We start from the raw sequence: 15,097 nt of genomic DNA on the forward strand, positions 1-15,097 counted from the left end.
GCCGACTCCGGACAGAGCAGACCGACGTACAGAGGGCAGGAGGGAGCCGGGATGTTATTGAACTGTTATAAAACAGGACCGGGACAGTGCCTTCTCTTCTGTAATTCGGGAATTATTGGATTATTGTCATATGCATGGTATTTAATGGAACTACACCATTAGCTGGCATCGAGCCAGAGTCGTAAGCAAGGGAAGAAACCATGTCGCGTCGAGCCCGTGAATTAACAGTTGACCAGACAGCCTTAGTTGGTGCAGTCCGGAAGGTTTCTCGTCAACGAGCAAAAATCAACACCGATTACGTGATGGCGATTCTTCGTGCCCGTGAAGAGGGTGCGACCTTCGGTTCCATCGCCGAAGCGGCAGGCACCTCATCGCAGGCGGTGCAGGAGATCGTGCGTCGGCATGGGCAGGTCCAGCGCCCCGATGCCGCCAAGTCCGTTCCAGCTCCCGCAAAATAAGGCCAAAAGGGTGCCGTGGAGGCACCCGAGCGCTGCAGGTCGACCGAGGTGGGACAAGCGGCCCGCGCATCACAATGAGGTGATCAGCGCGGGCGCCCACCTCGGGCGTTGAGTCATGTGTGAAGTCATTCGTTTTATCACTATCTGATAACAAGACCTCTTTATTGTGGAAATCATGTGAAGAGCGTGCATGCGACATTAATGGAGCGATTGCACTCGGGTAATGAAGACTCGTTCTGAATGCGAACGAATGTGATCGAAAAGTTTGCTTTCGGATCATCGATTTCTGTTCCCTGCAACGAGGCGCAGTCGGTCGAATTCTCCGTGGCAGTCGACCCTGACAGAGCGCCTGAGCGGCTTAGATACAAGAAGTACACACTCGCATCTGTATTGCAGTGTTGTTACACGAGGCGGTTGGCGAGGGCCGACTAGAGTTGAACCATGAGCTCCGAGACAAACCTTCTGCCCAGTGATGTCAGTGAACTTCCCCTGATCCGGATCGCCTCGGATCTGGCCACGATGGCGTGGGAGCAGATGGTGGCCTGGCGCAGTTCCCTCGGTGCACAGCTTGACGCCTCCGTGGTGGACACGAAGACCTCACCCAATGACCTCGTGACTCTCGCAGATGCGCAGATCGAATCACTGGTCCGCGGCTACCTGACGAAGGTTCGACCCGCTGACATCATGGTCGGCGAAGAGGGCGCCCCAGCGCTGGACCCCACCGGCTTCTTCGACACCCAGCTTCTGAGCCGACTCAACTGCTTTGATCCCGGCAGCAATGATCTGCTCGATATGAGCGACCATGGTCAGCCCCTGGAATGGCACGTCGATCCCATCGACGGCACCGTCAACTATGTGCGCAACATCGAACACTATGCGTTCTCCGTCGGCGTCTGTGAGGCAGGCGAAGACCATGGCCGAGGACTGGGCGAGGAAGGATGGCTCATCGGACTCGTCGCATCCCCTGGGCTGAATGCCACGTGGCTCGGTGCGAAGGGTCAGGGCTCCTACCGCGTCGAGGGACAGCTGTCCGAGGCTCGAGGGTCGACGCTGGCCATCCCCGCTCGACGGCTGTACGGCACACCAGCCGGACTCTCCGGAAGACTGCTGGCAACCGGCTTCGCCTACACCGGGGACAATCGCGGTCCGCAGCTGGCGAAGCTGCTGACCCTCATGGACGGCTACGACGACATTCGTCGCTGCGGATCGGCGGCCATTGACCTGTGCATGCTCGCAGAAGGCAAGGTCAACAGCTATGCCGAACGAGGCCTGGGGATCTATGACTATGCCGGCGGCGGAGTCATTGCCGCCGAGGCCGGCGCTTCTGTGCACCGCGGTGGATCCGGTGGCCCCACGGCTGCCGCAGAATCCGAGCAGGAAGCGCGACGACTCATCGCCTCGATCTGACAGGCCCCTATCTGACAGGTCGATACGGCTGACTACTTCCGCCGTGAATGTGAGAAGAATAATGTTAGAGTACTGTCACGTATTGTGTGAAGCTTAGGCTAAGCTAATTCACGGTTCGTATTCATCTGACATCAATGACATCTGCAGGAAGTAGATCACCATGGTTTCGTCTCGCCTCCGTCTCAGCGCCCTGGCCGGCGTGTTCGCACTCGCTCTAGCCGGATGTGGCCAAGCTGCCGCCGAGGACACCGGCGCCGACGCCGATTCGAGCAGCACCATCGACATCGAAGACAACAACGGAACGCAGACCGTGGTGAGTCCTCCCACCTCGGTGGTCGCCACGGACAACCGCACCTTCGAGACCCTGGACGCCTGGGACATCGAACTCAGCGCCGCCGCGGTCTCCCTGATGTCCGAGGACCTCAGCTACACGAAGGACGACTCGGTCCTCGACCTCGGCTCGCACCGCGAACCCGACCTGGAGAAGATCGTCGAGGCCAAGCCGGACCTCGTCATCAATGGCCAGCGATTCGCGCAATTCCACGACGACCTCGCGAAGCTAGCGCCCGAGGCCACGGTGCTCGAGCTCGATCCTCGCGACGGCGAGGACTTCGGATCGGAACTCAAGCGCCAGACGACCGTCCTGGGTGAAGTCTTCGGCAAACAGGACGAGGCGAAGAAGATCATCGACGACTACGACGCCTCGGTGAAACGAGCCAAGGCGGCCTATGACAGCAGTGACACGGCCATGGGCCTCATCACCTCGGCGGGTGACATCGGCTATTCCGCACCCTCGATCGGACGCACCGTCGGACCGGTCTTCGACGCCCTCGGTCTCAGTCCTGCCCTTGAAGTCGAGGCGAGCAGCGAAGATCACCAGGGAGATGACATCTCGGTCGAAGCCATCGCAGACTCCAAACCCGATCTCATGGTCGTCATGGATCGCGATGCCTCATTCGCACCCGAGGAGCGCGATGAAGGCTCGGCGCCCGCTGCCGAAGTCCTCGAGGACTCCGAAGCGCTCAAGGACGTTCCCGCGATCAAGGACGACAAGATCGTCTACTTCCCGCAGGACACCTACCTCAACGAAGGAATTCAGACCTACACCGAGTTCTACAACTCCTTCGCAGACAAGCTCGAAGAGCAGAAGTAATGATTCCCAGCTGTAATTGAGATCGAGAGTATGACGAGTACACGCAACGGCCCCACCACTCACGGTGGCGACGTCGGCCCGACGGCGACGGATACCGGTGTCTCCACAGGAGGTGGTGCCACCTCGGCGAGGAAGGGCTCTGCCGAGGTGAAGAGCCCGCTGCTGAGCTGGAAGCTCGCGGCGGGCGTCGTCGGTGTCCTGCTGCTGCTCGTCCTCTCCCTGTTGACCGGCGTCTACGACATCTTCGGCGGTGACGGCGGAGCCGAGATGTTCCAGATCACCCGTGTGCCGCGCACCATTGCACTTGTCCTCTCCGGGGCGGCGATGGCGATGTGCGGTCTGGTCATGCAGCTGCTGACGCAGAACCGATTCGTCGAACCGACGACGACGGGCACCACCGAATGGGCCGGGCTGGGCCTCATGCTCACCGTCATCGTCTACCCGGACGCCTCCATCCTGGCCCGAATGATCGGGGCCATCATCGCCGCCTTCATCGGCACACTCGTCTTCTTCCTGTTCCTGCGCCGGGTCTCGCTGAAGTCATCGCTCATCGTGCCCATCATCGGCATCATGCTCGGTGCGGTGGTCGGGGCGATCTCGACCTTCGTTGCCGTCCAGGCCGATATGCTCCAGAGCCTGGGCATCTGGTTCGCCGGCAGCTTCACCTCGATCCTGCGCGGACAGTACGAGATACTGTGGGTCGTCGTCATCGTCGTGATCGCGGTCTTCATCGCCGCCGACCGGTTCACCGTGGCCGGTCTGGGCAAAGAAGTCGCGACGAACGTCGGACTCAACTACAACCAGGTCATCCTCATCGGCACCATACTCGTGGCCATCGCCACGGGCGTCGTCACGGTGGTCGTCGGCAGTCTGCCGTTCCTCGGCCTCATCGTCCCCAACATCGTGTCGATGATCCGCGGCGATGACCTGCGCAGCAATCTGCCCTGGGTGTGCCTGCTGGGCATCGCCATCGTCACGATCTGCGACCTCATCGGCCGAGTCATCATTATGCCCTTCGAGCTGCCCGTCTCCGTCATCCTCGGGGTCGTCGGTGCCGCCGTGTTCGTCGGGCTTCTCCTGCGACAGCGGAAGCGGGGCTGAGGCGCACCATGAGCGCAGAGACGACAGAATCCACGACCTCCCCGACGACGAGTCGCTCGGAGCAGGGGAAGACAACCACGTTCTCGAACGCCCCGTCGAAGACGGCGACGCGTGGGACCACGCCGACGAAGCGACGGACCGCGTCGACGAAGCGACGGACCACGCCGACGACGAAGCGACGGACCGCGTCAGCGTTGGCGCCGACCGGAGAACAGCCTCGGCGATCTTCCGGCTCTTTGGGGACTGCCAAGGCCAGGTGGCGTTACTGGTCGATCATGATCGGCCTCATCATCGCCTCGGCGGCCATCGCTCTGGGCCTCCTGGCCTGGGATAATCCGATGCCGATCACCGACGACGGATTCTGGCTCATCGCGCAGCTGCGGATGAAGAACCTCGTCGTCATCGCGATCGTCGCCCTGTGCCAGGCGTTCGCGACCGTGGCGTTTCAGACGGTGACGAACAACCGGATCATCACGCCCTCGATCATGGGCTTCGAATCTCTGTACGTGGCCATCCAGACCGGGGCCATGTACTTCGTCGGGGTCACCGCGATCGTCGACCTCAAGGGGCTGGTGCCCTTCACCGTGCAGCTGCTGCTCATGGTCGGGCTCTCGTTGGCGCTCTACGGGTGGCTGCTCTCGGGCAGGTACGGGAACATTGCGATCATGCTGCTCATCGGCGTCGTCATCGGCGGCGGGCTCGGATCGATCGCGACGTTCATGCAGCGGACCCTGACACCGAGTGAATTCGACGTCCTCGCGGCCCGCCTCTTCGGCTCGGTCTCGAACTCGGACTCCAGCTATCTGCCGGTCTCGATTCCGCTGTGCTTGCTCGCCTGCGCTGCGATCTACTTGATGTCCTCGCGACTCAACGTCCTCGCTCTCGGCCGGGACACAACCAGCAACCTGGGGCTGAATCACAAGTTCGAAATGATGAAGGTCCTCTTCTTCGTCTCGATTCTCATGGCGGTGTCCGTGTCGATGATCGGGCCGATGATCTTCCTCGGCTTCCTGGTCGCAATGCTCGCCTACCAGTTCTCCGACACCTATGACCACAAATACGTGCTGCCGATGGCGGCCCTCCTCGGGTTCGTCGTCCTGGGCGGGGCGTACTTCGTCATGAAGAACCTGTTCTACGCAGAGGGCGTCGTGTCGATCATCATCGAGGTCATCGGCGGCGGCGCATTCCTCATCGTCATCATGAGAAAGGGACGCCTGTGATCACCCTGAACCAGGTCCGCAAGGCCTATGGCAACGACGTCGAGATCGGACCCGTCGACGTGGAGATCCCCGCCGGGGGAGTCACCGCGCTGGTCGGGCCCAACGGTGCCGGAAAGTCGACGCTGCTGACGATGATCGGGCGTCTGCTGGGTATCGACGACGGGGCGATCGAGGTCGCCGGATACGACGTGTCGTCCACAAAGTCGAAGGACCTGGCGAAGATCGTGTCCATCCTGCGCCAGGAGAACCACTTCATCACCCGGCTCACGATCCGCCAGCTCGTCGGATTCGGCCGCTTCCCCTATTCCAAGGGGCGTCTCACGACCGCCGATGAGGAGATCATCTCGCAGGCGATCGACTTCCTCGAACTGGCCGAACTCGAAGATCGGTTCATCGACGAACTCTCCGGTGGTCAGCGACAGCGTGCCTACGTGGCAATGGTCCTGGCCCAGGACACCGACTACGTGCTGCTGGACGAACCGCTGAACAACCTCGACATGAAGCACTCCGTGCAGATGATGGCTCACCTGCGTCGGGCCGCCACCGAAATGGGGCGGACCATCGTCATCGTCCTCCACGACATCAACTTCGCCGGTCACTACGCCGACCACATCTGTGCTGTGAAGACCGGCAGCGTGGTGGAGTTCGGAACGCCTGCGGAGATCATGACCGCCGAGGTGCTCTCCCGCGTATTCGACACCCCGGTCGAGGTCATCGACGGGCCCCGCGGCCGGCTGGCTGTTTACTACTGAAGCGCTGTCGACCTATGAGTGCGGGTTGTCGACGGCAGGCCGGACCCACACCCAGCGGCGAGCCGCCACGATGAGCATGGTGACGAGGCCGAGGATGAGGATCCCGTCGGCGGCGATGTAGAACAGGTGCAAGCTCGACCCGCCGTCGTCGACACCGGCGAGGACAGCATCCGTGCGGTTGTTGAGCAGGGGGCGGATGACGGTGACCTTGATGATGAGGACGGCGATCATGCCGCAGGCCAACCACCGGTACAACCGGCCCACATGGTCTTTGAGCACCGACCACAGCAGGATCACGGCGATGCCGATCTCCACCCAGTTCATGGCCGTGAAGACCAGTCGGCCGATGCCCAGGCCCAGCGGGATCGTGATGCCCGGGGCGGTGAACTTCAGCGGCGCCTCGATCAGCGAGATGCCGATGATGAGACCGAGCCAGATGGCGGGAAGTATGACGCGGGCACCAGCGGAGAGTCGGGTGTCCTGAGAGCTGAAAACATTGGCCATGCCCCGAATTCTACTCCCGGTAGAAAGTGTGCCGTGCGGAAGTGCGGCACCAGGGCCGGCGGGGCGGGGAAGAACTGCCGTGCACACCTGCCGGGAAGAGCGGTCCCTGCGCTCTAGACTGGTGCTCATGCGTCTGTTCTCCAACGCCGTCGTGCGAAGTTTTGACCCTGCCGCCCCTGACACCACCTCGGCGGTCGCACCCGACTCGATCCTCGTCAACGGCGAGAAGATCGTGGCCGTGGGAACCAGGGCTGAACTGCTCGACATCGCCGCCACAGAATCCTCGACGACGGCAGCGCTCGCCTCGGCGGGTGGAATCGGTGCCACCACGGTGATTCCAGGCCTCGAGATCGAAGAGATCGACTGCGCCGGCCAGGTCATCCTGCCCGGCCTCGTCGACGCCCACATGCACTCCGTCCACTACGCGGACTCCCTGACCGACCTTGATCTCTCGAACGTCCGATCCCTCGCCGAGGCGGTCGAGGCCATCCGTGAACGCGCCAGTCAGATGCCCTTCGGTGAATGGGTGGTCGGGTCCGGGTGGGACCTCAATAAGTGGGATGACCCGCGATACCCCGATCGGCAACTGCTCGACCAGGCCGTGCCCGACCATCCCGTGGCGATGTGGTCGGTCGATCTGCACACGCTTTGGACGAACGCCCATGGGCTCGAGATCGCCGGCATCGATGACCTCACTGCAGATCCGTTCGGCGGGGAGTTCGTGCGCGACGACGAGGGATGGCTGACCGGACTGGTCCGCGAAGACGCCACCGACCTGGTGGCCCGCTACATTCCCGAACCCACGCGTGAGGAACAGGTCGAACGACTCGACCGCACCCAGAAGCTGTTCCTGTCCCAGGGACTGACCGGGATCCATGACTTCGACTCCATCGCCTCGACCCTGGGCTGGTATGACCTGCGCGAAGCCGACCAGCAGCACATTCGAGTCACGAAATACCTGCGCGGACCCGAGGTGCCCTGGGCGATCGAAACCGGATGGCACACCGGCGACGGCGATGACTGGCTGCACCGAGGCGGGCTGAAGCTCTTCTCCGACGGAGCCCTGGGCTCGCACACCAGCCACATGTCCTCACCGTTCCCCGACCCGAACGCACACGATGACGCACACGACAGCGAGCGGGACGTCGAAGCCGAGCAGGACGCCGAAGCAGTGGAGACGACGGACCGTGAGCGGGACGACGCATCCGGGGACCTCGGTGTCTCCGCAGAAGCATCCGAGCAGGAGTACTACACATACCCCGGATCACTGCCCGAAGAGGCACTGAGCACCGAGGCGGTCGACGCCAACTACGGGATCGCCCAGATGTCAGAGGACGACCTCTTCGACAACGCCAGGCTCGCCACCGAGGCCGGCATCTCGGTGGCCATCCACGCCATCGGCGACCAGGCCAACCACCACGTGCTCAACGTCTTCGAACGCCTCCGCGAAACCACGAAAGACGCCGAGGAGCGCTTCGAGCGACCCCTGCGTCACCGGGTCGAACACGCCCAGTTCATCCAACCGGACGATGTCGCCCGATTCGCCGAACTCGACGTCATCGCCTCCATGCAGCCACGCCACTGCATCTCTGATCTGCACCTGCTCCACCTCATCGACGAATCGGCCCAGCTCGCCGCCTACGCCTGGCCCGACCTGCTGAGCGCGGGAGCGCATGTGGCCTTCGGCTCCGACGGTCCGGTCGAACCAGCCAATCCCTTCGCCGCGATCTATGCGGCGATGACCAGGGCCAACATCTCCGGAGATACGACGACGAGCTTCCAACCTCGGCGGCGGCTCTCTGCCACGGAAGCCATTCGGCAGCACACCTTCGGCCCCGCGTACGCGGCAGGACTCGATGATCGCCGAGGTTATCTGGCACCGGGCATGGACGCTGACTTCATCGTCGTCGACACCGACCCCTGCACCGCCGAGGGTCTGACGGAGCTGACCACGCTCGACCACGACGGGCTGCTCGGCTATGAGTCCGAGGAAGCGCTCTTCGCCCACGCCGAGGCGATCCGTGACACCACGGTCGCACTGACCGTGGTCGGCGGCCAGGTGAAGTACCAGGCCTGACCTGCCGCGCACCCGCCGACCGTTGCGTTGCGACGGCCCACCCCTCATCTCGTCCTGCCGATAAGGATCCTTACGCATGCCTCGTTCGTTCATGGCTCAGGCACAGAAGATCGATGCCGCCACCCCCGCTTCCCGCAACCGCGAGGTCGACTTCCTCCGTGCTGCTGCGATCACCGTCGTCGTGCTGGGACACTGGACGATCATCGCGGTCAGCTCCACCGGAGGCATCGAACCGCATGGACTCCTCGATGAAGCCCGCTGGACTCACCCGCTGACATGGGTGTTCCAGGTGATGCCGATCTTCTTCCTCGTGGGCGGCTACTCCAACGCACTGTCCTGGCGTTCGGCCAGGAGGAATAACACCGGCTACGCCGAATGGCTGCGGGCTCGCCTGCGCCGTTTGGGACTGCCGCTGATCCCACTGCTGCTCGTCTGGCTGGTCACCTGCATCATCGCCCTGAGCGCCGGCGCCGAGCCGGCCGCGGTGCAGTTGGCTTCACAGATGGCGCTGGTGCCCACTTGGTTCCTGGCCGCCTACCTGCTCGTCGCCATCGTCGCCCCACCCTGCCTGATGCTGTGGGAGAAGTGGGGTTGGTGGTCGATCATCCTCGGCATCGCCGCGGCCGGAATCATCGACCTCATCAGCATCACCACTGGCAGCATCCTGGCCGGCTACCCCAACTATCTCCTCGTCTGGGCCAGCTTCCACCAGTTCGGCTACGCGTGGCTTGATGGCAGACTCTCGAGCCTGAAACGCTGCCTGCTGCTCTTCGCCATCGGTGCGATCGGGCTCGGACTCCTCGTCGGCTTCGGCCCCTACCCGGTCTCGATGATCACCGCCGGTACCGATGCGATCTCCAACTCGGCCCCGACCCGGGTGACCATGGCGTTCCTCGGAATGGCACAGGCAGGAATCGTGCTCATGCTGCAACGCCCGCTGGCGGCACTGCTGCGCAGCCCCGGACTGTGGATGCTCACCGTTCTGGTGAACCAGCGGATCATGACCTGGTTCCTGTGGCATCTCACCGCGCTGACGGCACTGGCCCAAGTGCTCCTGGCACTCGACGCCGAGGCACTTCTGCCCACCCCGCTGACCGGTGTGTGGTGGCTGACCCGTCCGCTGTGGTGCCTGGGGCTGCTCGCGATCACCGGCCTCCTCGTGGTGATCTTCGGCCGGTTCGAGACACCGCAGCCTGATGATCGCCCAGCACCGAAAATTTGGATGCCGATCCTCGCCGCCGCATCGATCTGTGCGGGACTGGCGATCATGGCAGACGTGGGAATGGTCGACGCCAACGGTGTGACCTGGATCTGGCCGCTGCTGCCGTTGGCGGGCATGCTCGTCTTCGGTGTGGTCAAACTCCCACGTACATTCTCCCGCCGAGGTTGAGCCGACAACTGCTGAAGCTGAGCCGGCACCAGCCCGCCGAGGTTGACCCCACACAGCGAAGAGCCGACGTCCCCGCGGGGACGTCGGCTCACCTCGGCGCCGGTGATCTGCTGATCAGTGACGCGCGACGATCAGATGTGGCGACCGCCGGAGATCTCGGTGACGGTGCCGGTGAGGTAGCTGGAGAGGCCGGAGGCCAGGAACAGCACTACCGAGGCGACCTCTTCGGGCTCACCGGGACGGCCCAGGGGGATCTCGGCGAGCTTCGAGTCGATGGCGTGCTGGGGCATGGCCGCGGTCATCGCGGTGTTGATGAAACCGGGCTGGATCGCGTTGATGCGGATGCCCTTGAATGCGACCTCCTTGGCCACGGCCTTCGTCATGCCGACGATGCCGGCCTTCGCTGCCGAGTAGTTCGACTGGCCGAGCATGCCGACCTTGCCGCTGATGGAGGAGACGTTGACGATCGCGCCGCCGCGGTCCTGTTCGCGCATGAGACCGGTGGCGACCTTGAGCCCGTTCCAGGTTCCGCGCAGGTGGACGGAGATGACGTCGTCGAACTCCTTCTCGGTCATCTTCCGGATCGTCGCATCGCGGGTGATTCCGGCGTTGTTGACCCAGATGTCGACGCCACCGAAGGTCGTCGTGGCCGCCTCGGCGAGTTTCTCAACGTTGTCCAGTGAGGCCACATTGCACACGACCCCGGCAGCAGAGTCGACACCGCCGAGTTCGGCGACGGCTGCCTGCAGGCTCTCCTCATTCATGTCGCCGAGGACGACCTTCGCCCCTGAGTTGACGAGGCTGCGGGCCATGGCCAGGCCGAGCCCCTGAGCGCCGCCGGTGATGACGGCGACCTTGCTGGTGAGCAGGCCGGGGATCTCAGAGATGCCGTATGCAGGGGAGCTGTCGGGGGCGGCAGTTGTGTCGGTCATCGGGTCCTTCTTTCTGTGGAATCGGGTTGCTTGAGTGGTGGGAGTGAACCGCTTACAGGTTGAACTGCGGTTTGTGGGCGCCCTTGAGCAGCTGGCGGGCGACGACGACGCGCTGGACCTCCGAGGTGCCCTCGTAGATGCGGAAGAGGCGAGCGTGCCGGTAGAAGCGTTCGACCGCGGACTCGCGCATGTAGCCGGTGCCGCCCTGGATCTGGACCCCCTTGTCGGCGATGCGGCCCAGAGCCTCGGATGCGAAGAGCTTCGCCGAGCTCGGTCCCAGCTTCCGGTCTTCATCGGCATCCCAGCGTTTCGCGGCCGCGAGCACGAGAGCCTTGGCCGCGGCCACCTCGGTGTAGATATCGGCGAGCATGGCCTGGACGAGCTGGAACCGGGCGATGGGTTCTCCACCCTGTTTCGCCTCGGCGGCATAGTTCACGGATTCGTCGAGGATGCGGGTGGCCTGTCCCACGCAGATCGCAGCGATGTGCAGCCGGCCCTTGTTCAGGGAGGCCATCGCGGCGTAGAAGCCCTTCTCCTCCTCCCCGCCGATCAGATTCGCGGCGGGCACGCGGACGTCGTCGAAGAAGATCTCCGAGGTCCAGGCGCCGGCTTGGCCCATCTTCGTATCGTGCGATCCGACTGTGACGCCCTCGGTCGTCGTCGGGACGAGGAAGACCGAGATGCCCTTCGAGCCCTTGGCGTTCGGGTCGGTGCGGGCGAAGACCATGAGGACATCGGAGGACTCGGCGTTGGTGATGAAGCGTTTGCTGCCGTTGATGACGTAATCGTCACCCTCGCGCACGGCTCTGGTGCGCATGCCCGAGGGGTCGGACCCGGCTTCGGACTCGGTCAGGGCGAACGAGGCGACGACATCACCAGAGGTCAGCTTCGGCAGCCACTGACTCTTCTGCTCGTCGGTGCCGTAGTTGACGAGGACCTGACCTGCGATGCCGTTGTTCGTGCCGAACACGGAACGAAACGCCGGGGTGGTGTAACCGAGTTCCATGGCCAGCTGGGCATCCTGCTCGGCGTTCATGCCCAGGCCGCCGTACTCCTCGGGCAGTGCCCAGCCGAAGAGTCCCATCTCAGCGGATTCCTTGATGATCGACTCCGGGATGGCGTCATCGGCCTCGATGTCGAGTTCGAGAGGCACGACCTTCTCGCGGACGAATTCGCGGACGATGGACAGAACGTCATCGAGTTCCGAAGTATCCATTCTTCGTTCTCCTTATGTGGTGAGGTGGTGGGGTGAGGTTGATGTGGTCGCCGAGGCGGTGGCTGGTTCCCTCGCCGAGGTGGGGCTAGAGGCTGTCGAGCCAGGCGCGGACCTGATCGGAGTCGGCCCCGAGTTCGGGTGGCGCGAGATCGTAGGACACCTCGGACTTCGCCAGACGGATCGGATTGCGGATCGTGGGAATGATGCGCTCGCCGCGACCGCTGTCCACGATCGGCTCGAGGCCGAGGTCCTTCGCGCGTTCGACTCCCTGGGAGATCGAGTTGATCGGGGCGCAGGGCAGGCCCACGGCGGTGAGCTTCTCAAACCATTCCTGAGCCGTGTGGGCTTCGAGTGCTTCGAGCAGTTCCGGCTCGAGCTCGTCACGGTGGGCATTGCGGGTCTTGGCCTTGGCAAAGCGGTTATCTTCGGCCCAGTCCGGTCGTCCCAGGGCCTTGGCGAGGGCCGCGAACTGGCCGTCGTTGGCTGCAGCAACGACGAGTTCGCCGTCCTTTGTCGCCATCGGCTGGTACGGGTAGAGGCTGGGGTGGGCGTTGCCCATGCGAGTCGGTGTCACACCTGCGGCGGCATAGGCTCCGGACTGGTTCGCCAGGCCCGACATCGCCGAGGACATGAGGTTGGTTTCGACCAGCTGTCCCTCGCCGGTGAGATTTTTGTGCTGAATCGCTGCCATGATCCCGATCGTCGTGTGCAGACCGGTGATGACGTCGAAGACCGCGACGCCGGCACGATAGGGGGAGCCGTCGGGACTGCCGGTGACGCTCATGAAACCGGACATAGCCTGCACCAGCAGGTCGTACCCGGGCAGTGGATTGTGGGCGCCGAAGCCGGTGACCGAGGCATAGATGACCTCGGCATTGGTGTCCTTGACCGAGTCGTAGTCGAGGCCGAACTTCTTCAGGCCTCCCGGTTTGAAGTTCTCGACGACGATGTCGGCTCTGGCAGCAAGCTTCTGCGCGACCGTCAGATCCTCAGCATCGGAGAAGTCGAGGACGATGTCGAACTTGTTCCGATTGATCGACAGATAGTAGGTGGCATCCTCATCGCGAACCGGCGGACTCCAGTTCCTGGTGTCGTCGCCGCCCGGGCCCTCGACCTTGATGACCGTGGCGCCGAGGTCGGCGAGCATCATCGTGGAATAGGGGCCGGCGAGGACGCGGGAGAAATCGACGACAACCTGGCCGGACAGCGGACCGTTGCCAGCGCGGGGGAGGAAGTCGTCGATGGTGCGGCTCTGATCGGTCACGCTGTCGGTGGGACCCTGCGGTTCCCGACCGTGATCCGGTGGTGCCTGGGTCGCGGTGCTCTCGCCACTCATCGATGAACGCTCCCGGTACTTCTGCTCGGCTCTGAAGTTCCTCAGAGTGTTTCACCCCACAATATAGCAAAGTGAGTAATAATGAGAAGTGATTGTTATCGGAAATGATATTTAAACAGTCGACGTGGTCGTAGGGGAACGGGAGAGCGAGACATGATGGAGATTCAGCAGGTGCGTGCCTTTCTCGCCGTCGCCGAGGAACTGCATTTCGGCCGTGCGGCTGAGCGTCTGGGTGTGCTCCAGCCACCGCTGAGCCGCACGATCAGGGCTCTCGAGGACGACCTCGGCGTCACACTGTTCCAACGCACCACCCGGAATGTGAAGCTCTCATCCGCGGGTGAGGCGCTGGTTGAGCCGGCGCGGAAGATGATCGAATTCCAGAGCCTTGCGGTCGACTCCGTGCAGCGAGCGGCAACGGGGGAGACCGGGCGCATCAGCTTCGGATTCGCCCGGTCCTCCTCGCGGACCTTGGCTGCCAGCCTGGTGACGGTCTCACGGAGACAGAATCCCGGAATCGTCTTTAGCCTCGAATCCAATGTTTTCGCCGAGGAGGGTCTGGCCCGACTCGTCGACGGAACCCTTGATCTCGCGCTGGTGAGATGGGACAAGCAGCCACCGGAAGTGACGGGGCGACCGGTGATGGCTGAACGCCTGTGCGCGGCCCTGCCCGAGGGCCATCGCCTGGCCGCCCACTCTTCCCTCCGCGTCGAGGACCTTGCCGACGAAGACTTCATCACCCTGCCGGAACACCCCAGCTCGACCCTGCGAGAGAACACGATGAGACTGTGCCGCGATGCCGGCTTCTCACCTCGTTTGGTCCAGGCGGCCCCGGACTCGCAGACGATCGGAGCCCTCGTCGCCGCGGGCCTGGGCATCTCGATCACCTTCGACTCGGTTTCAGCGAATACGCGTGAAGCGGGCACGGTTGCCGTGCCACTCGATGTCGAGCAGGCCCCCTCAACGCTGTACCTGGCGCACCGAACCGACCACGGCAAACCGTCACTGGAGGCAGTGCTGGCCCTCGCGGAGGAGGTCTTGCCGACCGTGGGCTAAGCAGCACGGGGGTGCGTGCCCGACTGCCGCAGCATCCGCTTCAGCCCGGCCGCATATCGCCGAGCCATCATCTTCTGTGCCGCAACCGACATCGGCGCGGCGGCTTTCAACAGTGGATGCCCGGGAACGGATTCCGAAGTGATGGAGACGGCGAGGCGACCCTCCGAACCGACGGACACGAGGAAGGTCTGCTCACCGGACTCGAGATGACTGGGCAGAGTGCGGTAGACGAATCCTGCTGCCTGTTGCGTGTCGATGACCTCGGCGACTTCGCAGGAGCCGATTGGAACCGTGAGGTCACGTCCGCGCAGTCGGATTGCAGGCAGCGGCCAGGCCGGATTGAGCCACAGGTCGATGATCTGACCTACATGCACTCGCCGGACCGGACGCGCGATCACACCGGCAGATTCCTGCAGCTTCCACGTCAGGACTGCCTCCCGCGCGAGCGGAAGCAGCTCGGCCGGACCCAGGTCGAGGGTCTGCTCTAATCGGTTCATC

Annotated in this window: 14 protein-coding genes; 9 read left to right on the forward strand and 5 right to left on the reverse strand. The window is 63.4% G+C overall.

The genetic code is table 11. The features are described from left to right. Positions 1 to 302 precede the first annotated feature (302 nt). From CXR25_RS18580 to CXR25_RS02035, 6 genes are all read left to right on the forward strand, one after another. On the forward strand, positions 303 to 458 hold the full coding sequence (locus CXR25_RS18580) for a hypothetical protein (protein WP_009883438.1): 156 nt from the start codon (positions 303 to 305) through the stop codon (positions 456 to 458). A 441-nt stretch (positions 459 to 899) separates the two neighbouring features. Next, entirely contained in the window at positions 900 to 1,865 is a 966-nt protein-coding gene (locus CXR25_RS02015; protein ID WP_096146948.1) for an inositol monophosphatase family protein, read from the forward strand. A 160-nt stretch (positions 1,866 to 2,025) separates the two neighbouring features. Further along, a complete protein-coding gene (locus CXR25_RS02020; RefSeq protein WP_125240339.1) occupies positions 2,026 to 3,018 on the forward strand; it encodes a siderophore ABC transporter substrate-binding protein in 993 nt (330 codons plus the stop codon). Positions 3,019 to 3,048: 30 nt separating this feature from the next. Then, positions 3,049 to 4,119, forward strand: a complete 1,071-nt coding sequence (locus CXR25_RS02025) for an ABC transporter permease (RefSeq protein ID WP_226823965.1) — start codon at positions 3,049 to 3,051, stop codon at positions 4,117 to 4,119. Between the two features lie 8 nt (positions 4,120 to 4,127). Next, positions 4,128 to 5,339, forward strand: a complete 1,212-nt coding sequence (locus CXR25_RS02030) for an iron chelate uptake ABC transporter family permease subunit (protein WP_226823964.1) — start codon at positions 4,128 to 4,130, stop codon at positions 5,337 to 5,339. Next, on the forward strand, positions 5,336 to 6,091 hold the full coding sequence (locus tag CXR25_RS02035; protein WP_096162449.1) for an iron ABC transporter ATP-binding protein: 756 nt from the start codon (positions 5,336 to 5,338) through the stop codon (positions 6,089 to 6,091). Before CXR25_RS02030 ends, CXR25_RS02035 begins: the two co-directional genes overlap by 4 nt. Before the next feature lie 12 nt (positions 6,092 to 6,103). Here CXR25_RS02035 and CXR25_RS02040 read toward each other — a convergent pair whose 3' ends face one another. Next, a complete protein-coding gene (locus CXR25_RS02040) occupies positions 6,104 to 6,595 on the reverse strand; it encodes a hypothetical protein (RefSeq protein WP_009883432.1) in 492 nt (163 codons plus the stop codon). A 127-nt stretch (positions 6,596 to 6,722) separates the two neighbouring features. Between CXR25_RS02040 and CXR25_RS02045 the strand changes: the two genes are divergently transcribed. Then, positions 6,723 to 8,672: an amidohydrolase gene (locus CXR25_RS02045; protein WP_164513923.1), complete on the forward strand. Its 1,950-nt coding sequence runs from the start codon at positions 6,723 to 6,725 to the stop codon at positions 8,670 to 8,672. A 76-nt stretch (positions 8,673 to 8,748) separates the two neighbouring features. Further along, positions 8,749 to 10,062, forward strand: a complete 1,314-nt coding sequence (locus tag CXR25_RS02050) for an acyltransferase family protein (RefSeq protein WP_009883430.1) — start codon at positions 8,749 to 8,751, stop codon at positions 10,060 to 10,062. Between the two features lie 131 nt (positions 10,063 to 10,193). Here the strand turns inward: CXR25_RS02050 and fabG are convergent, their stop codons facing one another. From fabG to CXR25_RS02065, 3 genes are all read right to left on the reverse strand, one after another. Beyond that, a complete protein-coding gene (gene fabG, locus CXR25_RS02055) occupies positions 10,194 to 10,994 on the reverse strand; it encodes a 3-oxoacyl-ACP reductase FabG (RefSeq protein ID WP_193069933.1) in 801 nt (266 codons plus the stop codon). 52 nt (positions 10,995 to 11,046) lie between these two features. Further along, complete coding sequence (locus CXR25_RS02060) at positions 11,047 to 12,210, reverse strand: acyl-CoA dehydrogenase family protein (protein WP_125240341.1); 1,164 nt, start codon at positions 12,208 to 12,210, stop codon at positions 11,047 to 11,049. An 85-nt stretch (positions 12,211 to 12,295) separates the two neighbouring features. Next, positions 12,296 to 13,546, reverse strand: coding sequence for a CaiB/BaiF CoA transferase family protein (locus tag CXR25_RS02065; RefSeq protein ID WP_125240342.1), 1,251 nt, complete (start codon positions 13,544 to 13,546; stop codon positions 12,296 to 12,298). A gap of 153 nt (positions 13,547 to 13,699) precedes the next feature. Between CXR25_RS02065 and CXR25_RS02070 the strand changes: the two genes are divergently transcribed. After that, positions 13,700 to 14,599: a LysR substrate-binding domain-containing protein gene (locus tag CXR25_RS02070; protein WP_096158101.1), complete on the forward strand. Its 900-nt coding sequence runs from the start codon at positions 13,700 to 13,702 to the stop codon at positions 14,597 to 14,599. Here CXR25_RS02070 and CXR25_RS02075 read toward each other — a convergent pair. Beyond that, positions 14,596 to 15,096 carry a DUF1990 family protein gene (locus CXR25_RS02075; RefSeq protein WP_096167882.1) on the reverse strand — a complete coding sequence of 167 codons (501 nt, stop codon included), beginning with the start codon at positions 15,094 to 15,096 and terminating at the stop codon, positions 14,596 to 14,598. The two genes, CXR25_RS02070 and CXR25_RS02075, sit on opposite strands and share 4 nt — an antisense overlap. Position 15,097: the final 1 nt, after the last annotated feature.

This window comes from Brevibacterium aurantiacum (assembly GCF_003932995.1).
In the GTDB taxonomy this organism is placed as follows: domain Bacteria; phylum Actinomycetota; class Actinomycetes; order Actinomycetales; family Brevibacteriaceae; genus Brevibacterium; species Brevibacterium aurantiacum.